The organism is Micromonospora sp. NPDC048843 (assembly GCF_040649965.1).
In the GTDB taxonomy this organism is placed as follows: domain Bacteria; phylum Actinomycetota; class Actinomycetes; order Mycobacteriales; family Micromonosporaceae; genus Micromonospora; species Micromonospora hortensis.
Genome location: NZ_JBEZGJ010000138.1, coordinates 1 through 19,999, shown reverse-complemented (window position 1 = coordinate 19,999; position 19,999 = coordinate 1). Strand labels below are relative to the sequence as shown.

At 70.6% G+C, this 19,999-nt stretch carries 16 protein-coding genes; 12 read left to right on the top strand and 4 right to left on the bottom strand.

What is annotated here, in order from left to right:
- Positions 1-502, top strand: a 502-nt coding sequence (locus tag AB0C20_RS26670) for a DUF305 domain-containing protein (RefSeq protein ID WP_357568986.1), incomplete at its 5' end; no start/stop codon positions are given.
- Between the two features lie 34 nt (positions 503-536).
- Here AB0C20_RS26670 and msrB read toward each other — a convergent pair.
- Positions 537-941, bottom strand: coding sequence for a peptide-methionine (R)-S-oxide reductase MsrB (gene msrB, locus AB0C20_RS26665; RefSeq protein ID WP_091400676.1), 405 nt, complete (start codon positions 939-941; stop codon positions 537-539).
- Between the two features lie 47 nt (positions 942-988).
- Here msrB and ligD point away from each other — a divergent pair, with 47 nt between their 5' ends.
- Complete coding sequence (ligD, locus tag AB0C20_RS26660) at positions 989-2,026, top strand: non-homologous end-joining DNA ligase (protein ID WP_357182655.1); 1,038 nt, start codon at positions 989-991, stop codon at positions 2,024-2,026.
- A gap of 28 nt (positions 2,027-2,054) precedes the next feature.
- On the opposite strand, the gene AB0C20_RS26655 is transcribed toward ligD, so the two are convergent.
- A complete protein-coding gene (locus AB0C20_RS26655) occupies positions 2,055-2,510 on the bottom strand; it encodes a MarR family winged helix-turn-helix transcriptional regulator (protein WP_357568985.1) in 456 nt (151 codons plus the stop codon).
- Positions 2,507-3,355 carry an MBL fold metallo-hydrolase gene (locus tag AB0C20_RS26650; protein ID WP_357568984.1) on the bottom strand — a complete coding sequence of 283 codons (849 nt, stop codon included), beginning with the start codon at positions 3,353-3,355 and terminating at the stop codon, positions 2,507-2,509. Before AB0C20_RS26650 ends, AB0C20_RS26655 begins: the two co-directional genes overlap by 4 nt.
- A gap of 138 nt (positions 3,356-3,493) precedes the next feature.
- On the opposite strand from AB0C20_RS26650, the gene AB0C20_RS26645 reads away from it, so the two are divergent.
- From AB0C20_RS26645 to AB0C20_RS26610, 8 genes are all read left to right on the top strand, one after another.
- Complete coding sequence (locus AB0C20_RS26645) at positions 3,494-4,108, top strand: YdeI/OmpD-associated family protein (protein WP_357568983.1); 615 nt, start codon at positions 3,494-3,496, stop codon at positions 4,106-4,108.
- Positions 4,109-4,214: 106 nt separating this feature from the next.
- A complete protein-coding gene (locus AB0C20_RS26640; protein ID WP_258400826.1) occupies positions 4,215-4,649 on the top strand; it encodes a DUF2975 domain-containing protein in 435 nt (144 codons plus the stop codon).
- Positions 4,649-4,864, top strand: a complete 216-nt coding sequence (locus AB0C20_RS26635; RefSeq protein ID WP_030336216.1) for a helix-turn-helix transcriptional regulator — start codon at positions 4,649-4,651, stop codon at positions 4,862-4,864. Before AB0C20_RS26640 ends, AB0C20_RS26635 begins: the two co-directional genes overlap by 1 nt.
- Positions 4,861-5,025, top strand: a complete 165-nt coding sequence (locus tag AB0C20_RS26630) for a hypothetical protein (RefSeq protein ID WP_357568982.1) — start codon at positions 4,861-4,863, stop codon at positions 5,023-5,025. The genes AB0C20_RS26635 and AB0C20_RS26630 overlap by 4 nt, the downstream gene beginning before the upstream one ends.
- A gap of 130 nt (positions 5,026-5,155) precedes the next feature.
- Entirely contained in the window at positions 5,156-8,344 is a 3,189-nt protein-coding gene (locus AB0C20_RS26625) for an ABC transporter permease (RefSeq protein ID WP_357568981.1), read from the top strand.
- The gene (locus AB0C20_RS26620; RefSeq protein WP_357568980.1) at positions 8,341-11,049 is read left to right on the top strand and encodes an FtsX-like permease family protein; all 2,709 of its coding nucleotides are present in this window, start codon (positions 8,341-8,343) and stop codon (positions 11,047-11,049) included. The genes AB0C20_RS26625 and AB0C20_RS26620 overlap by 4 nt, the downstream gene beginning before the upstream one ends.
- A 1-nt stretch (position 11,050) precedes the next feature.
- Entirely contained in the window at positions 11,051-12,046 is a 996-nt protein-coding gene (locus AB0C20_RS26615) for an ABC transporter ATP-binding protein (RefSeq protein WP_357568979.1), read from the top strand.
- 14 nt (positions 12,047-12,060) lie between these two features.
- Positions 12,061-12,783: an ABC transporter ATP-binding protein gene (locus AB0C20_RS26610; RefSeq protein ID WP_357183134.1), complete on the top strand. Its 723-nt coding sequence runs from the start codon at positions 12,061-12,063 to the stop codon at positions 12,781-12,783.
- A gap of 309 nt (positions 12,784-13,092) precedes the next feature.
- On the opposite strand, the gene AB0C20_RS26605 is transcribed toward AB0C20_RS26610, so the two are convergent.
- Positions 13,093-13,545 carry a GNAT family N-acetyltransferase gene (locus AB0C20_RS26605; protein WP_357182634.1) on the bottom strand — a complete coding sequence of 151 codons (453 nt, stop codon included), beginning with the start codon at positions 13,543-13,545 and terminating at the stop codon, positions 13,093-13,095.
- 302 nt (positions 13,546-13,847) lie between these two features.
- Here AB0C20_RS26605 and AB0C20_RS26600 point away from each other — a divergent pair, with 302 nt between their 5' ends.
- Positions 13,848-17,819: a LamG domain-containing protein gene (locus AB0C20_RS26600; RefSeq protein ID WP_357568978.1), complete on the top strand. Its 3,972-nt coding sequence runs from the start codon at positions 13,848-13,850 to the stop codon at positions 17,817-17,819.
- 90 nt (positions 17,820-17,909) lie between these two features.
- Positions 17,910-19,999, top strand: a 2,090-nt coding sequence (locus tag AB0C20_RS26595; RefSeq protein ID WP_357568977.1) for a SpvB/TcaC N-terminal domain-containing protein, incomplete at its 3' end; no start/stop codon positions are given.

The following is a 19,999-nucleotide window of genomic DNA, read 5'->3' as shown; positions in this document are numbered from 1 at the left end:
CCCGGCCGGCTCGGCGGCGGCCGGGTCCGCGGGCGGCGGCTCCCCGATCGAGGGGGACCCGATGAGCGGGATCGACGTGGTGTTCCTGAGCACGATGGTCGGGCACAGCGAACGTACCCTGCAGATCGTCCGGCTCGCCCGGGACAGGGTGCGCGACGACGCGCTGCGCACCCTGACCGCCGCCGTCGAGGCAACCGAGGCCGACGAACTGGCCGTCATGCGCGGCTGGTTGCCCACGTCCGGGCCGGGTGCCAGCGCGGCCGCGCACCACCACGACGGGCACGGCGACGACGCCGCGCTCGACCGGCTACGGACCGCGCCGGACGCGGACGTCGACAGGGTGCTGCGCGAGGTGCTCGCCGACCATCAGCGATCGGCCGCCGACCTGGCCCAATCGCACGTCGGCGTCGGCCGCAACGAACGGGTCCGCGACCTGGCCCGGCGGATCGAACAGTCCCGAACCGCCGAGGTCGAGCTGCTCAGGGGCACGGGTACGCCCTGAGCACTGTCACGCGGCTACGCCCCGAGTGCCCGGGTCAGCGGGGTTCCAGCTTGATGGACACCGAGTTGACGCAGTGCCGGGTGTCCTTCGGGGTGAAGCCCTCGCCGTGGAAGACGTGCCCGAGGTGGCTGTCGCAGCGGGCGCAGCGGATCTCCGTACGGGCCATGCCGAGGGTGCGGTCCTCGATCTCCTTGACCCGGCCCGGGATGGCGTCGTCGAAACTCGGCCAGCCGCAGTGCGAGTCGAACTTCGTGTCGCTGGAGAACAGCTCCAGCCCGCAGGCGCGACAGTGGTAGACCCCCTGGGTCTTCGTGTCCACGTACTCGCCCGTCCACGGGCGTTCGGTGCCGGCCTCCCGTAGAACGTGGAACTCCTCGGGGGTCAGTCGGACCCGCCACTCTTCGTCGGTACGGGGCAGCTCGTTGTCGTCAAGACTCACCCCTCAACGGTACGTCGAACGTCGGGGGCGTGGCATAAGGTCGCGGGATGGGTGGCACCAAGGCTGCGGCCGCAGAGGTCGAGGTGGCCGGGCACACCGTCCGGCTGAGCAGTCCGGATCGGGTGATCTTCCCGCAGCGGGGGTTCACCAAGGCGGACGTCTTCCACTACTACCTCGCGGTCGGCGACGGGATCATGCGCGCCCTGCGGGACCGACCGACCACCCTGCAACGCTTCCCCGACGGCGTCGAAGGCGAGGCGTTCTTCCAGAAGCGGGTGCCCACCCGGGGCGTGCCGCCCTGGCTGACGACGGCGCAGATCACCTTCCCGAGCGGCCGGAACGCGGCGGAGCTCTGCCCGGCCGATCTGGCGCACGTCGCCTGGGCGGCGCAGATGGGCACCATCGTCTTCCACCCGTGGCCCGTGCGGGCCGCCGACGTCGACCGCCCCGACGAGCTGCGCATCGACCTGGACCCGCAGCCCGGCACCGACTTCGCCGACGCGGCGCGGGCCGCCGGCGAAGTCCGCGCGCTCCTCGACGAGCTGGGCGTGACCGGCTGGCCGAAGACCTCCGGCGGCCGGGGCGTGCACGTCTACCTGCGCATCCAACCCCGCTGGACGTTCACCGAGGTGCGCCGGGCCACCATCGCGCTGGCCCGGGAGGTGGAGCGCCGCAACCCCGACCTGGTCACCACCGCCTGGTGGAAGGAGGAGCGCGGCACCCGGGTCTTTGTCGACTTCAACCAGATGGCACGCGACCGCACGATCGCCTGCGCGTACTCGCTGCGGGCCAACGCGCGGGCCACCGTCTCGACCCCGGTCACCTGGGACGAGCTACCCGACGTCGACCCGGACGACTTCGACCTGCGCACCGTGCCGGCCCGGCTCGCCGAGCGAGGTGATCCGCACGCCGGCATCGACGACGCACCGTGGGACATCACCCCGCTGCTGGAGTGGGCCGAGCGGGACGCCGCCGCCGGCCAGGGCGACCTGCCGTACCCGCCGGACCACCCGAAGATGCCCGGTGAACCCAAGCGGGTGCAGCCGAGCCGCGCCAAGCGCACCAGTGGCGACGAGACCGCCTGAGCGCCGAGCCACCTGTGCTCGCCGAGCGTCAGAGGCAGGACCCCGGGTCCACCGCCGTGCCGATGATCGCGAACAGCATGCGGCGGAACGTGTCGACCTCGGCCTGATTGAAGCCGGCCATCGCGTTTCGCTCCGCCTCCTCGCTGGCGTGGGCGACCCGCCCCCGTACCTCCTCGCCGGAGGTCGTGATCGCCGGAATGCGTAGCCGGCGGTCGCGGGGGTCGGCGTGGCGTACCACGAGGTTCTTCTGTTCGAGTCGATCGAGTTGGGTCATCAGCGTGGTCTTGTCGAGCCCGAGGGTCCTGGCCAGCTCGACCTGGGTCAGCCCGGGTGTCTTGTCCAGCGCGCTCAACACGATGTAGTCCCGCAGGTGCAGGCCGTGCCTCTCGGCCTGTTCACCGGTCACCACGTGCATCCGTTGGGCGGCGCGATGCAACAGCCAGGTGATCTCGGAGTCGAGCGACGGCGCTGGTCCAGCGGTCATCGCGCCGCACCCGACAACAGCGGGATTCCCTCGTAGGCGCGCCGGTCGTGGGCGGGGACGACCTGCATCAGCTCGGTCAGCGCGGCCGATCGCAGGATGCCCTGTCGCACCTGTTCGGCGTCGCTGTCGGCGAGGGCCCGTAGCAGCCAGGGGCGTTCCACCAGCCGGTGAACTCCGTCCAGTTGCCAGGTCAGGTCGCCGATGAACGCGTAGCGCTGCCCCGACGGAAGGGTCACGAACGCGACCACGGACCCCGTCGTGTGGCCGCCGGCCAACGCCAGCACCAGGGACCCGTCGCCGTGGACGTCGAAGCTCGCCGAGAAGCCGAGGTACGCGGGGCCGTCGAAGGAGTATTCGCGGATCTCGTGGCCGGGCGAGACAGCGCGGAAGACCTTTCCGTCACCGTCGCTCGCGGCGTACTCGAGCTCGCCCCTGTTCATCCAGATGGGGAGGTCGAGCGAGTCGAGGCCGCTCGCATGGTCCCAGTGCGAGTGGGTCAGGAAAACCCCGCGGAGCCTGGTGCTGTCGTAACCGCTGTCGTCGAGCTGCTCACGCACGGTCCGGGTGCTCTGGAAGGGGGCGCGGGCGAAGCGCGGCTGCATGGCGACGTGCGCGGCGACGTCGGCCCCGAAGCCGGCATCGATGAGGAAGTCGCCCTTCGGGTGCCTTACGAGGATGGCGGTGGCGGCGAACTGCCGCTTGTCACGGAACGCGCCACCGCGGAGGGCGAATGCCGCCCGCGTCTCGTAGGTGCCAGTGGGGAGTTGATGGATCGCCATGTCGGGTGGCGGTGTCGCCTCGGGAAGGGCGGCCGTCCACGGCTCGGGGGCAGGAAGGGTTCTCACGGCCCGATCGTACGACGTCAGATCGTCTGACGCCAGATGAAATTGCCCTCTCCGAAGCCTCGAGGATCGGCGCGCGTCGGTCTGGCCCGGCCGACCAGCGGAGCCCCGGTGTCGGTGCCGGCGGTTAGCCTGCCCGGCATGGCGAGCACCGAGTTGGATGAGTTGATCGTCGCGGACGCCGACGCCCTGCGCGCGTGGCTGTCGGCCAACCACGCCACGTCGCCCGGCGTCTGGCTCGCCCTGACCCGGAAGGGCGGCACTGTCACGACGGTGACCTGGCAGCAGGCGGTCGACGAGGCCCTGTGTGTGGGCTGGATCGACGGGCAGGCCCGCAAGCGGGATGAGGAGTCCTCCTGGATCCGGTTCACTCCGCGTCGGTCCCGCAGTTCGTGGTCCCAACGCAACGTCGCCAACGTGACCCGGCTGGAGGAGCAGGGGCGGATGTCGCCGGCGGGCCGCGCCGCTGTGGACGCCGCGAAGGCGGACGGGCGGTGGGCGGCCGCCTACGCCCCGCCGTCGGAGGCGGAGGTGCCTCCAGACCTGCTCGCCGCCATCGCCGCCGAGCCCGCCGCCCAGGCCATGCTCGACGTGCTCACCAAGGCCAACCGGTTCGCTCTCATCCATCGCCTCAACGCCGTCAAGCGGGCGGAGACCCGCGAGCGCAAGATCGGCGAATTCGTCGCCATGCTGGCCCGTCACGAGACGTTCTATCCCCAGAAGGCGAGGCCGGCGCCCGGGACGACGTCGTCGTGAGCGCGCGTCAACATCCCGGCAACCGATTGACTTTCGATAGGTAACGAGCGAAACTCGATGCATGGTTACGGAGCATCGAGCGGTTGCCGCTCTCAGAATTTTCCTCGTGGTGCTGTTCGGGGTCCTGGTCCTGTTTCAGACCTTCTCCCTGCCCGGACAGTTCGCCCACATGGCCGCGGAATCGCCGCAGGACGCCTACCTGCGGTGGCCGGCCACGGTCGTGGCGGTGTTCTGGGTGCTGTGCGTCCAGGTCGTCATCGTCGCGACCTGGAAGTTGCTCAGCCTGGTCAAGAGTGACCGCATCTTCACCGAAGCGTCCTTGAAATGGGTGGACGCGATCGTGTGGGCCATCGCCGCCGCGTGGGTGGTGCTCGTGGGTGTCTTCCTCTACGTGGGGTTCAACGCGGACGACCCGGGGCTGCCGCTACTGCTGTTCCTGCTGACGGTGGGCGTCAGCGTGCTGGGGCTCCTCATGGTGGTGATGCGGGCCCTGTTGCGGCAGGCGACCACCCTGCGGACCGACATGGAAGCGGTGATCTGATGCCCATCGTCGTCCGCATCGACGTGGAGTTGGCCAAGCGCAAGATGAGCGTCGGCGAGTTCGCCGAGCGCGTAGGGCTCACCCCCGCCAACGTGGCGGTGCTGAAGAACGGCCGCGCCAAGGCGGTCCGATTCAGCACCCTCGAAGCGATGTGCCGAGTGCTCGACTGCCAACCCGGAGACCTGCTGGAGTGGGTCGAGGAGGAAACCCCATGAAGTACCTCCTGACCGTCGCCGCCGTTCTCGTGGTCGCCCTCGGCGTCGCCGGAATCGTGCACGGCGAGGCCGACGACTCGCCGGGCCTTCAGCTCCTGGGCGTCGTGCTCGTCCTCGGCGCTGTGGTGTTCGGCATCCGCAACCTCCGAGGCGGCAGTTAGCCGCCCCGGCGCGCTGGCCGGCCCGAGCTGACCCCTTTCGTAATAACGATCATGTAACGGGCGCGAACCTTTCCCGGTAGGTGGCCTGTCTTGATGGTCGTCGGCCCGCCAGGGCCAGGGGAGGCGTCGGATGAAGCTGGTGTGGAGGCGGGCCCGCGAGGCGCGAGGGTTGCTGGTCGCGGCGGTGATCGCCGCCCTCGTCGCCGTCGCGTTGGTCACTGGGCTGTCCGACTACAACCGTCGGGCGGTGGACGCCGGGCAGCGGGCACTGGTCGCCGCCTCGCCCGCCGAGGAGCGCGGCCTTCTGGTCAGTGGCTCGGGTGGGCGGGACGCGGCCGAGTTCGCAACCCGGGACAAGGCGGTCCGAGCCGAGTTCGCCACCGGGTTCGGCGGCGTCCCGGTCAGTGTCACCGCCGCCCGTTACGGCACCGGCCGGGAACTGACCGGCGACCTCGGGCAGATCCCGCGTACTGCCGACGAACCGGTATTCGCGAACCTGGCCACGCTCGCCGACCTCGCCAGCCACGCGGAGCTGACCAGCGGAGCCTGGCCCACCCCCGGAGCGAACCCCGTCCAGGTGAGCCTGCCCGAGCGGGTCGCCGGCGCCCTCGGCCTGGCCGTCGGCGAACGCGTCCCGGTGCGCGACAGGGCCACCGAACGACGCGGGGAGTTGATGCTCGCCGGCACCTGGCGGCCCCGCGACCCGGCGGACGCGTACTGGCTGCTGGCCCCCGGTGTGGGGACGGGCAGCGCCGGTTCCGGCACCTCGTACGGGCCGTTCACGCTCGACCCGGCCGACTTCGCGGCCACCTTCCCGGGCTCGGTGTCGGCGTCCTGGCTGGCCCAACCGGACCTCGGCGCCGTCGACACCGCCGACCTGCCCGCCGTTCGGAAAGCCCTCACCGAGGCGGTCTCGGCCGTGCCCGAGGCCGCCCAACTGGGCAGCTCCGGGCAGACGGTGACCAAGATGCCGCAGTTGCTGGACCGGATCGGCCGCGCCGACCTGGTGGGTCGCTCGTCACTGGCCACCCCGCTGCTGCTCATCCTGGTGCTCGCCGGGTACGCGCTGGTGCTGGTCGCCGCACTGCTGCACGAGGACCGCCGCCCGCAGACCGCGCTGCTGCGCGCCCGCGGCGCCGCCCGTCGGCAGTTGGCCGGCCTGGCCGCCCGTGAGGCGACCCTCGTGGTCGCCCCGGCCGCCGTGCTCGGTCCGCTGATCGCCGGTGAGGCGTTGCGGTACATCCGACCCAGCGGGTCGGGCGACCTCTACACCGCGGGCGGCAACACCACACTGGTCTGGGCGGCGGCAGCGGCCACCGCGGCCGGCTGCCTCGTCGCCATGGTCCTTCCGTCGCTGCGTGGCGCCGGGACGTACGTCGCCGACATGGCGGCCCGATCCCGGCCCAACCGGGCCGCGAGCGTCCAACGCGCCAGCGTCGACCTGGTGCTCGTGGCGCTCGCAGTGCTCGCCTGGGTGCAGCTACGCCGGTACGCCTCCCCGCTGGCCGGCTCGGGTGGACAGCTCGGGATCGACCCGCTGCTGGTCGCCGCCCCGACGCTCGGTGTGCTGGCCGGTGCCGTGCTGGCGTTGCGGGTGCTCCCGCCGCTCACCCGGTTCGCGGAGCGGTTCGTCGACCGACGTCCCTGGACCGCCACCATGTTCGGCATGTGGCAGGCCGGCCGACGTCCCCACGCCGGCCCGGTGCTGCTGCTCGCCCTCGCCGTCGGCGGCAGCACCCTGGCCTGGTCGCTGATCAGCACCGGCGAGCGGTCCCAGGTCGAGCAGGCCGGCCACACTGTCGGCGCCGACCTCCGGGTGACCGAACGCACCGGGGGCGCCCCACCGACCCGAGCCGGTGAACTCGCCGCGCTACCGAGCGTGGACCGGGTGCTCCCGGCGTGGCGGGACGAGATCCGGGTCGGGCGGGAGAACCTGCCGGCGACAGTGATCGGTGTCGACCCGGCCAGCGCCCCGGGCCTCGTCCGGCTCGCCGACCGTCTCGGCGACGGATCGGCGTCGGAGCAGTACCAGCGCATGATCGATGAGCGCGGGGCCCCCGCCGGTGTCGAACTGCCGGCCGGGGCGCGGGCCATCACCGGCACGGTCCGTACCCCGGTGAGCAGCGCCGCCCGGTCGCTGAAGATCGAGGTGACGCTGCTGGTCACCAGCTCCAACGGGCTCGCCCTGCGGCTGCCGGCGGCCAGCGCCGACGGCGACGGCCGGGCCACCCGGTTCTCCGTACAACTTCCCGACGTGGGCGGGGCGCGGCTGCGGCTGGCCGGGTTCGAGGCCGACGGCGGGCTGGCGGCCGGCAACGCCTACCGACTTCAGTTGGACGGGTTGGGTGTGGTCAACGCCGACGGCACGTCCCGACCCGCCGAGCTGAGCGGCGGCTGGGTGCTGACGGCCCCCGGCGTGACGTCCACGCCGGTGCGGACCACCGGGGCAGGGTTCACAGCGGTCCACGCCGTGGAGGTGATTCCCGGCGGTCAGTTCGCGTACCAGCCGCCCACCCGGTTCGCTGTCGTGGCGGCCGGCGACAACAAGCCCGTGCCGGTGTTGATGACACCCGGGGTCATCAAGGCGCTGAGCCTGCGCGTCGGCGACACCGTCGACCTGACCCTCTCCGGGGCGACGCTGCCGGTGCACCTGGTCGGCGAGTTGAGCGCCGTGCCGACGACCACCACCGCGGCCGGCGTGCTGCTGGACCTGCCAGCGGCGGTCGACGTGATGATCCGGATCAGCGGCGCGGTGCGACCCGTACCGGAATGGTGGGTCGGCGCCGCCGACGCGAACGCCGCCGCCCAGGCGCTCAGCGCACTCCCGGGCGTCACAGTGCTCAACCGGGAGGCGGCCATCGAGGCGGCCGCCGAGGATCCGTACTGGCGCGGCTCGCGTACCGGCATGCTCGCCGCCGCGCTCGGCGCGGTGCTCCTCGCCCTCGTCGGCCTGATGGTGGACGTGTGGGCCACCGCCCGGCGTCGGCTCGGCGAGTTCGCGGTCCTGCACACCCTCGGTGCCACGCCCCGGCTGATGGCTCGGGCGCTGCTCGCCGAACAGACGTTCCTCGCCGGTATCGGCGTGGGCGTCGGGCTGTTGCTCGGCACCGCGGTCGGCGCGACGATGGCCCCACTGGTCATCCTCACCCCGGCCGCCGGCCGGCCGACACCCCCGGCGGCGTTCGTGCTGCCCTGGGTGCCAATCGGCCTGACCGCGGTCGGTCTGCTGCTGGCGGCGCTCGCCTTCAGCGCGTTCATCGCCACCGGCATCCGTCAGCGGGTGGCGGCGGTGCAGCTGCGAATCGGGGGAGAACGATGAGCGTCGGGGCGGCCGTCCGGCGGGTCCGGGCGTACGGGGGGCAGTTCCTGCTGCTGGCGGTGCTGACCCTGGTGGTCACGCTGCTGATCAGTGGAGTGCCCCGGCTGGTCAACCGGCTCGCCGAACAGGGGCTGCGAGCACAACTCAACAGCGAGCCGGCCGCCCGCCGGGACATCTCGTACACCACCAGCCTTGAACCCGCGACGTCGCGGCGGACGGCGATGGGCGACGCCGCCGAACGGTTCGACGCCCTGGCCGCGGAGATGCCACCGCAGGTGCGCTCGGCGGTGACCGAGCGGTGGTACAGCGTCGAGACCGCAGAGGCCCGCGTGGTCGGGCCGGACCTGGCGGCCCGCAACCTGCTGGTCGACATGGGCCTGCGGGCCATGCCCGACATCCAGAAGGCGAGCACCCTCGTCGAGGGGGCGTGGCCGAGCGAGACGTACGTTCCCGACCGTCCGATCGAGGTGGCGCTCGACGTCGACGTGGCCCGCAAGCTCAACCTGCGCGCCGGCAGCCAACTGCGCATCGGCAGAACCGATGACAAGGGCAGACTCATCAACGGTGACCCGCTGGTGGTGACCGGGCTGTTCCGCCCCGTCGACCGCGCGAACGGCATCTGGGACGGGCTCCCACAGCTACTGCGGATCATCGAACCGCAGGGTGATGGGCAGCCGTTCGTCATCGTCGGCGTCGTCGCGCAGTCGCCTCTCAACAAGCGGGCCGCGGAGGGCTGGGCGATCCAGTCCAACTGGCGGTACCGACTGGGCGTCGACCGGATCGACGCACGCGAGCTGGACAAGATGATCGACGGCCTGCAGGTGATGCAGCGCAACCAGCCGACGGGGCTCACCCTGGCCCAGGGCGCCGACGTTCCGCTGCGCGCGTTCGCCGCCCAGATCGACGCCGTCCGCACACTGCTCGCGGTGATCGCGGCCGGCGTCCTGGCCACCCTGGCGGGGCTCATCGTGCTCGCGGCCAGTCTCGCCACCAGACGACGTCGCTCGGAGTTCGCGCTGTTGCGCGCCCGTGGCGGCGGGGCCACCGCCGGCGCCCGGCGCAGCCTCGCCGAGTCGGTGCTGGTGGTGCCGGTCGCCGCCGTGCTGGGCTGGTGGCTGGGCACCCTGTTCCCCGGTGCCCCGGATCCGACCACGCCGTACGTCATCGGCGTGACCGTGCTGGTCACGCTGGCACTGCCGTTGGCGACGCTGGCCGTACCGGCCGGCGGAGCGGCTCGCCGGGACCTGATCCGGGTGCGCCCGTCGGCCCGTCGGCTCACCGTCGAGGTCTCCCTGCTGCTCCTGGCCGGGCTCGCCGCGGTGCTGCTGCGTCGGCGTGGCCTGACCCTCGGCGAGGTGGACCCGCTGCTCGTGTCGGTGCCGGTGCTCCTCGCGATCGCGGCGGCGGTGCTGGCGCTGCGCGCGTACCCCTGGCCGTTGTTGCTGGTCAGCCGGCTTGCCGCGCGGACCCGGGGCAGCGTGGCCTTCCTCGGCACGGCCCGCGCCGGCCGCGCTGCGGTCGCCGCCCCGCTGGTCGTTGTGGTGCTGGCCATCGGCACCGCGGCGTTCTGCGCGGTAGTGGCCGCCGGCGTCGACGCGAGCAGGGAACGGGCCGCCGCGCAGATCGTGCCCGCCGACGCGGTGATCCGCGGGGAGCGCTTCGCACCCGACACCATCGACGAGCTGGGCCGCCTGCCGGGGGTCCGGGCCGTCACCCGGGTGCTGTACGAGGACGATGAGCGGTTCGCGTCCGACGAGGTCGGCACCGACGCCTTCATCGGGCAGACGGACGTGCTGCTCATCGACGGGTCGGGGTTGGACAAGGTGGCCCACGACTCACAGGTGGACCTGTCGATTCCGGCCGCGCTGCGCACCGCCGCGCCCGGCCCGGGTCCGCTGCCGGCGATCGTCTCACCGGCGGTCGCCGCCGACCTGGCCAAGGCCGGGCTGGACGACTCGGCCTTCATCTCGGTGCAGGGCCAGCGGTACGAGTTCCGGGTGGCCGGCACCGCTGACGGTTTCCCGATGCTGGCGGCGGACGCCAGCCGGTTCGTGGTCCTGCCCTGGCAGGCCCTGCCGACGCGTACCACCACACCCGTGCCGACCAGCCTGCTGATCGCCGGGGACTCGCTGGACGCCGAGGCGCTGCGCGTCGCCGGCGACCAGGGGCAGGAGCGCTACCAGCGGGACGGCACCGTCACCGGCCGGGAACGGATGATCGGGGTCACCGTCGACACCCGGGCGGACGTCCGCCGGGACCTTGGCGAGGGCGGGGCGAACGGTGTGCTGGCCTTCGGGTTCGTGGCCGGCGCCGGCGGCGGCACAGTGCTCGGGCTGCTGGCCATCGCGTTCACCGTGTTGGCCGGCGCGCGCGCCCGGGGCCAGGTGCTGTCCCGACTGCGCACCCTCGGCCTTTCCCGCCGGCAGTGGCGAGGGCTGCTGCTTGTCGAGTTGACCCCGCTGGTGGCGGTGTCGGTGCTGACCGGCGCGCTGGTCGGTGCGGTACTGCCCCTACTGCTCAACCCGGTGCTCGGCCTGTCCGCGTTCACCAGTGGTGTGCCCGTCCGGGTGGCTTTCGAGCCCACCCTGGTCGCCGCGGTGCTCGCGCTCGGGGCGGTCGCCCTCGGCTTCGCGGTCGCCGTCGAGGCCCTGAACAACCGCCGGTTGCGCCTCGGAGAGGTGCTTCGGCTCGGAGAGGAGAGCTGAGATGACTGCTACCGCCCAGACTCCACTGGTGCCTGACCTGGCCGCCCTGCAACAGCGGGCAGCGCTTCGCGCTGCCGAGCGGGCCGGCGGGCAGGACCGCCTACGCGGGCACATCGTCTGCGACGGCCTGGTGCGCATCTTCAAGACCGAGGGGGTGGAGGTGGTCGCCCTGCAGGGGCTCGACCTGGTCATCGACCGGGGCGAGCTGGTGGCGATCGTCGGTGCCTCCGGCTCGGGCAAGTCGACACTGCTCAACATCCTCTCCGGCCTGGACACTCCGACCGCCGGTATCGCCAGGGTGGCCGACTACGACCTGCTCTCGCTCTCCGCCAAACGGCGGCTGAGCTACCGCCGGCAGTTGGTCGGGTTCGTCTGGCAGCAGACCGGACGCAACCTGCTGCCGTACCTCAACGCGCTGGAGAACGTCGAGCTGCCGATGCAGTTGGCCGGCAAGCGCAGCGGCAAGGCCCGCCGGGAGCGGGCCCGGGAACTGCTCGACCTGGTTGGTGTGGGCTACTGCGCGGACCGGCGCCCCGGGCAGCTCAGCGGTGGTGAACAGCAGCGGGTCGCGGTGGCGGTGGCGGTGGCCAACGACCCGGAGGTGCTCTTCGCCGACGAGCCGACCGGTGAGCTGGACGAGGCGACCGGCGCGGAGGTCTTCGCGGCGTTGCGCACCATCAACGCGGAACTGGGCGTGACCATCGTGGTCGTCACCCACGACCACGCCGTGGCCACGCAGGTCCGCCGGACCGTCGCGATCCGCGACGGCCGGACCGCATCCGAGGTACGCCGGACCGCGCGGATCGACGCGGACGGCAACACGGAGCTGGTCAGCGAGGAGTACGCGGTGCTGGACCGCAACGGTCGGATGCAACTGCCGGCGGCGTTCGTCGACGCGCTCTCGCTGAAGGAGCGGGTCCGGCTCGACCTGGAGCCGGACCATGTGCAGGTACGGCCCGGCGACCGGGCCTCGAACGAGCGGGGGGCGCGGGCATGAGCCGGCAGAACATGATGGTGACCGGCGCGGCCGGGTTCGCCGGTACGCCAGCGACGCACTCCGACGAGGTGGTCCGGGTCAGTGGGGTCAGCCGGACCTTCGGCCGCGGTGAGCACGCCGTGCACGCCGTGCGGGACGTGTCGTTCACGGCCAACCGGGGCGAGTTGGTCGCCATCCGAGGTCGGTCCGGGGCCGGCAAGACCACGCTGCTGAACCTGATCGGCGGGTTGGACCGGCCGGACAGCGGCCAGGTGGTGGTTGCCGGGCACGAGGTGACCTCGGCCGGGGAGGCGGAGCTGCTGCGGCTGCGCCGGGGCACCGTCGGGTTCGTGTTCCAGACCTTCGGACTGGTGCCGATCCTCTCGGCTGCCGAGAACGTGGGCGTGCCGTTGCGGCTGGCGCAGGTGCCGGCCGCGGAGCGGGAGGAGCGCGTCGCGGTACTGCTGGAACTGGTCGGCCTGGGCGGGCACGCCGCGCAGCGCCCGTACGAGCTCTCCGGCGGGCAGCAGCAGCGGGTCGCTGTGGCCCGTGCGTTGGCCAACGAGCCGGACCTGCTCATCGCCGACGAGCCCACCGGTCAGCTCGACTCGGAGACCGGCCGATCCATCATGGACCTGCTGCGCGCTGTGGTGCACGCCCGCGGCATGACGGCGCTGGTGGCCACGCACGACCCGGCCCTGATCGACCTCGCCGACCGGGTGCTCGTCCTGCGCGACGGCCGTGTGGTCGACGGCTGACGCTGCCGGGTAGTGGCCGGACGTTGGCCCACGCCGTCGCTGTGCGGTGCTTTGCCGCTCGCTGTGGAGCTGATGTCGTAAACGAATCGCCGACTGTGACTCGTCTACGACATCAGCTCCACAGCGTTTGTACTGACAGCGGGAGTTCCGCTACCGCGTCTGGCCATGGCCGGGCCGGCCGTCGTGGGGTCGGTCGGTGCGTTTCCGGCCGTCGGGGAGGGACCCGGCGAGCGGGATCAGCAGGTGGCAGCGAACGTAACCCGGTCGGGGCTACTCCCACTGCCCAGCGTCGGTGAACGTGACGCCGGTTCAGAGCGCGAGCTTCATGCCCTCGTGGCTGGCGACGAAGCCGAGGCCCAGGTAGAAGCGGGCCGCGTCCGCGCGGGTCTTGTCTGTGGTGAGCTGCACCAGCGCGCAGCCACGCTCGCGAGCCTGGTCGATGGCCCAGATCATCAGCTGTCGGCCCAGCCCCTGACCCCGCCGATCGGAGCGCACCCGGACCGACTCGATCAGCGACCGCTCGGCGCCGTGCCGACCGAGGCCGGGGATGTAGGTGATCTGGAGGCAGCCGACGAGGTCGCCGCCCTGCTCGGCGACGATCAGTGCGTTGCGCGGGTCGGCGGTGATGTCCGCGAACGCTCGCTCGTACGCCTCGTCGACCTCGGTGAAGTCGCGGGCCTTGCCCAGGACGTCGTCGGCGAGCAGGGCGATGACGGCGGGCAGGTCGGCCCGGACCGCCACTCGGAAGATCACGTCACTCATCCGGTGAGAATCTCATAGTGACAGGGCTGCGAATGGGTCTGTAGAGGCCGCTCAATTTCTGTCGATTCGCCATCCTTCGATCCACCGCATCGCACTTATTTCACCGTTGTGGGGTGGCTTGCGACGTAACCCGACGGCCATACGGTGAAGCCCATTAATGGAATGTATTGATCGTTGTGGCCCATGGCGTCGTGGCCGAACCCTCTGTAGCGTGTGCCGCACATTCGTTGATCACTTTGCCTCACGGGGGTTTGGCAGTGCCGTCAACTAGTTCTGCCTGGCGTATGTCCACTGTGGCTTGTGTGCTGCTGGCGTCGACGCTTCAAGTGGTCTGGCCGCCCGATCGCGCCGCCGCGGAGCAGGTGGATTCCTGCGCGGTCAGGGTGTTGCCGACGGCCGAGTCGGAGCGCGCGGCTCAGGCCTTGGCGACGTCGTGTGACGCGTCCGTCGAGGTGCTCGCGGCGGCAACGGAGACGACCAAGGTCTTCGCCCAGCCGTCCGGTGACTTCACCTTCGAGTCGTGGGCCGAGCCGCGTTGGACCAAGCGGAACGGGTCCTGGCGGCAGATCGACACGATGCTGGCGGTGGGAGCCGACGGCCTCGTGCGCCCGGTCGCGTCGACGGCCGACGTGGTGTTCTCAACCGGCGGGGCGGGCGCGTTCGCCACCATGACCGGCGCCGGCGCCACCTTCTCGCTCGGCTGGCCGAGTCCACTTCCGTCGGGTGTCATCGACCGGGACACGATCACCTACCCCAATGTCCTGCCCGACGTCGATCTGGTCGTCCGCGCCGAGAAGTCGGGATTCTCCCACCTGCTCGTGGTCAAGACCGCAGCCGCAGCCAAGAACCCGGCGGTTCGTGAGACGCGGTACGTCGTGGGCGGCTCCGCTGATGTGGCAAGCGGGAGCGGGGGAGTCGTCATCTCCGGGCCCGACGGCGTGCTGGCCGCCGCGCCGCCGGCGCTGGCCTGGGATTCGGCTCTGTCGCCCGTGGCGTCGGGGGCTCGACGTTCGGGGCTCGGTTCGTCGAGCGGTGCGCATTCGCCGAACGCGCGCTCCAGCGTCCGCGGCCCGGCCGAGACCGCTGCTGTCACTCCGGTCTCGGTACGAGTCAAAGACACGACGATGACGGTGGCCGCAGCTCCAGAAATGCTGGCCAGTGACCACTTCCCGATCTTCATCGACCCTACCTACGACAAGAAGCCGTCTCGGTGGGCACCGGTGAACGACTCGAACGCCGGCACGGCGTGGACCTCCGGATCGACCTGGCCCCGGGAGGTCGCTCGGGTCGGGTCCAACTGGGACAGTCACTCCGACATCTGGCGGTCGCACTTCCAGTTCGACACCACGGCTCTCGCCGGCAAGCGACTCACCGGGACGCCGAGCGTCGACGCGTACGCCGTGCACTCGGGCGACTGCGCCGGCGAGTCGGTCGGCATCTGGCAGACGGGAAACCTGTCCAGCTACACCAACAGTTGGAACGGGATGGCGAGCCGTTGGATGCACGGCGGCGCCCTGCAGACAAAGTTGATCAAAGCCAACTGCGGCCAGTCGGCCAACTGGGTGGCGTTCAACGCGGCTGCGATCAGGGAGAAGATCCAGGACAACGCCGACGACGGACTAGCGGCGATGACGTTCGGTTTGCGGATGGGCACCGAGAGCGGCGGTCGCTGGGCGAAGTTCGACCCGAGCAACGTGAAGCTGGTCGTGACCTATCAGCACAAGCCGACATCTCCGGTTGCGATTCGTACGGCTCCGGGTGGTACCTGCAACAAGACGTCTCCGGGTCCGTGGGTCAACGTCGCCACCCCGACGCTGTACGGCAAGGCCAGCGACGCTGACGGCACGGTGAAGGTCGTGTTCGACCTGAACGGCCCGACGAGCCCGGCGGAGTACACCTCCGCGTGGACCAACTCGGGCGTGGAGCGCGGTTGGACGGCTCCCACGCTCGCCGAGGGCAACTACAACTGGCGGATGCGCGGCACGGACGGCACAGACGCCACCGGTTGGACCGGCGCCTGCTATTTCCGGGTGGACCGGACCGGGCCCACCACCCCGGTGGTCACCCGCACCTCGGGAACCCCGGTCGTCGGGCAACCGGTGACGCTCAGCTTCACCTCGTCCGACGCGCGGTCCGGGATGAAGCAGTTCGCCTACGGCATTGGTGTCGACGCAAAGCAGACGTTCAAGGCGTCGACGGGCACGACGTCCATCACGTTCACCCCGGAGGCCGGCCGCACCGTCGTGTACGTGTGGGCGCAGGACAACGCTGGAAACTACTCCGCACGGGCTGCTTTCAACTTCTTCACCGGCCGGATCACCGAGGCGCAGTCCCAGGGCGCTTGGCGGCTCGACGGGGATGGGCTCGACGACTCCGGCCAGGGTCGTGACCTGGTGCTCGGCAGCGGGGTCGGCTACGGGCCAGATCGGAAGGCAAACTCGACCGCCGCGTTGACGTTCAACGGCACGGGCTGTGCGGAGACGTCGCCAACGGTCCGCACCGACGCCGAATTCACGATTGCAGGTTGGGCGAAGCTCACCGACAAGTCCGACAACCGTGCTCTCGTCACACAGGTTGGATCGGTCCGACCGTCGGTCTACCTCCAGTATCACCGGGACAACGACCGGTGGGAGTTGATGTTGACCAGTGCCGACGTCCAGGAGCCGTCCTACGCCTGGATTCTGGCCTCTGCCCCTGCCCCACTCGGTCAGTGGCAGCATGTCGCGGCGACCGTGGATCCGGTCGCCAGGGTGATGCGGCTCTACCTCAACGGCCAACTGTCCGCCGAGAGTGCTATTCCCTTCACACCATGGAACGCTCAAGGCCGGCTCCTGATTGGCTGCGCAGGTGGTGCCGCATCTTCCTGGTTCCCTATGCACGGTTCTATAGACCACGTTGGCGTATGGCAGGGCCTCCTCTCGGAGGGGCAGATCGCGAGGGTTGCTACCGAGCTGCCCGCAGGTCTGGTGGGCGACTGGAAGATGCGCGGCAATGGCGTCGAGGCCATCGGCCGCTCGTCGGACATCGCTGTGCCCGAGGACGCCCGCTGGGCCGATGACCAGTACGGGCGCGTCGACTCGGCGATGCAGTTCGATGGCAATCAGTGCGTCACCGCGGCAGGTCCGGTTGTCCGCACCGATGAATCCTTCAGCGTTGCCGCTTGGGTGAACGTGACGGCCCTCGGCACTGCGAACCAGACGTTCCTCGGGCAGAACGGCAACCGTGTGAGCGGTTGGTACCTGGGCGTACGCCAGTCGGCCGGTGTCCCTTACTGGGCGCTCATGATGAAGTCCGCCGACGACGAGAATTCGAACTCCCAGTGGACCGGTAGCGGCACGGCGATAACCAACGACGTGGGCCGGTGGACACACGTGACAGCTGTGTACGACGCTGCGGCGAGCCGGATGAGTCTCTACGTCAACGGGAAGCCGGTCTCGTCTATCACGAGGACGGCAACTCCCTGGCAGGCCAACGGGCCGATGACCGTAGGGTGCGCCCGCTATGCGGGTGTGCTCGGTGACCACCTCACGGGCTCTGTTTCCGGAATTCGTGTCTGGCGGGGCGCCCTCGCCGCCAGCGAGGTAGCGGCGGTACACGGCGGTAACCCGGCGGTGAAGCTGGAGGGGATGTGGCCCCTGGACGGTCCGGCCAGCGACACGCCCACCTACCTGACCGACTGGTCCGGCAACGGCCGGGACCTGAGCATCACCGGCCCGTACGCGTGGACCCGCGATCGCGGTTTTGGTCGGGACGGAGCGCTCGGGCTCGAACTGGCCGAAGGCTCCTGCGCGGAAACGTCCGGACCGACGGTTCGCACGGACGCCTCGTTCACTGTTTCGGCATGGGTTGTGCTGGACCAGACGACCGGCCATCACTCGGTCGTCACGCAGATCGCCACCGCCGCTCCCGGCTTCTTCTTCGGATACAACCCGGGGCCCGACCGCTGGCACTTCGGGATGCCCTCCGCGTCCGGTGGGACTCCTACCTGGCACATCGCCGAATCGCAGCAGGCCCCGGAGCTCGGTAAGTGGACCCACCTGGCCGGCGTCTACGACCTGGCGAAGGGCAAGGTCCGTCTGTACGTCGACGGCGTGCTGCAGGACGAACAGGATGGCCCCTCCTCGCCCTGGATGGCGAGTGGTCCCACCCTCGTCGGATGTAACGGAAATGTGAGTGGGACGCGGATGTCTCGGCTGGGCGGCGTCGTCGACGATGTTCGGCTCTGGACCTCCACAGTCGATCCGGACCGGATCGCTGATCTCGCAGCTGGCTGACCATCTCGGGGTGAGGGTGCGGCGGGACGCCGCGGGCCTCGCCGCACCTACCAACCTCCCTTTCCTCCTCTCACCCGTCAGGAAGAGGCCATGTCGCGTACCCCCGCTCTCCTTTCCCGCCCCCGACGGTTAATCGCCCTGAGCAGCATCGCGGTGCTGGTGGCGTCGACTCTCACAGTGCCCCAAGCCGCTCAGGCATCCCAGGTGCCTTCCGGCGACCGCGCCGTCAAGGCGACCAAGGCGGAATCCGTCCGCCGGGTGCCGGTCGACCGGACCCCGCTTCCGGACGACGGCGGCAGGTGGGCGGGGCCGAAGCACGCGACCTGGCCGAAGGCGGGAGGGGCCACGCTGGCGGTCGCCGAGACGCGGCGAGAGCGGCAGCTCGATGGCGATCGGCAGTCGGCGTCGGCGGTGCGAGGGCTCGCCGGTGGCCTGCCGGTGACGGCCTCGGCCGTCACCGGCAAGCGTGTCCCCACCCAGGCGCGCGTGGAACTCCTGAACGAGCAGCACTCCCGCCGACTCGGGGTCAGCGGCCCGGTGGTAGTGGTGAACGGCGACGCCGGGACGGTCGACGCGGCCTTCGACTATACCGGGATCCGGCAGCTCTACGGCGCGGGTTGGGGTGAGCGGCTGACCCTCAAACGGCTGCCGGCCTGCGCGGCGAAGACCCCGCAGCGGTCGGAGTGCCAGGAGACCGATCGGGTCGACGCGACCAACGACCCGGCCACCAGCACGTTGTCGACCACTGTCGACCTCTCCGGTGCGGCGCCGATGGTCTTCGCCATCACCGCCGAGGAGTCCTCCGAGGAGGGCGACTACAAGGCTACCGACCTGAAGGCGTCGGGATCCTGGACTGCGGGAGACAGCTCCGGAGCGTTCTCCTACTCGAACCCGCTGCGCCTGCCGCCGGCGGAGGGTCCGCTGCCGGAGATGTCGTTGGACTACTCGTCACAGGTGGTCGACGGGCGGATGGCCGGCGCCAACAATCAGGCGTCGTGGGTCGGCGACGGGTGGGACTACGCGCCGGGCTTCATCGAGCGTACCTACGCCACCTGCACGGACGACCGCGACGCCGTCGCCGGCAAGGATCCGAACAACAAGGACAAGAAGACCAACGACCAGTGCTGGAAGGGTGACTCGCCGAACGTCACGGTCTCGCTCAACGGCGCCAACACGTCCCTGATCAAGGATGACGCCACGGGCGTCTGGCGGGCCCAGAGCGACAGCAACTGGCGGATCCAGTTGGACGGCAGTCCGGCGACGTCGGGTAACGCCACGACCGAGCGGTGGACGGTCACCACGCCCGACGGCACCCGCTACTTCTTCGCGGGCGAGGCCGCCGCGACCGACTCGCGGTGGACGATCCCCGTCTTCGGCAACCACTCCAACGAGGAGTGCCACGCCACCGCCTTCAAGGACTCGTCCTGCAAGCAGGCGTGGCGCTGGATGCTCGACAAGACCGTGGACGTGCACGGCAACACGGTCCGCTACTACTACCAGGGCGAGACCGGTCACTACGGCGCCGCTGACGACAAGGACAACCGGCAGTCGTTCACCCGGGGCGGATACCTGACGCGGATCGACTACGGGCTGCACGCCAACCATTCGAGCGTCGCGGCCACCGGGCGGGTGGTGTTCAGCGTCGCCGACCGGTGCCTGGTGACCGAGTGCCACAAGGATGGCAAGCCGGTCAAGGCGAACTGGCCGGACGTGCCGTGGGACAAGGAATGCGACGCGGCGCCCTGCACCGACAAGCTGGCACCGGTCTTCTTCAGCACCAAGCGACTCACGAAGATCACCACCCAGGTACGTGACGGCAGTGCCTTCCCCGACGTCGAGTCGTGGAGCCTGGGCCATGAGTTCAAGGCACCGAAGGTGGCCGGTTCGGCGTCGTTGTGGCTCAAGGAGATCGTGCACGCCGGGCACGTTGGTGGCACGGTCACCGACCCGCCGGTGCGGTTCACCGGTGTGGAGATGGTCAACCGCGCCAATGTTCTGGCTGGGGCGCCCCTGTTCTCTCGGTGGCGGATCCAGAACATCCGCACCGAGTCGGGTGCCGACATCCACGTCACCTACTCCGACGCTGACTGCGACCTGAACGACCTGCCGGGCTCACCGGAGACCAACTCACGGCTCTGTTACCCCGTGTACTGGACCCCGGATGGCTACACGGATCCGAA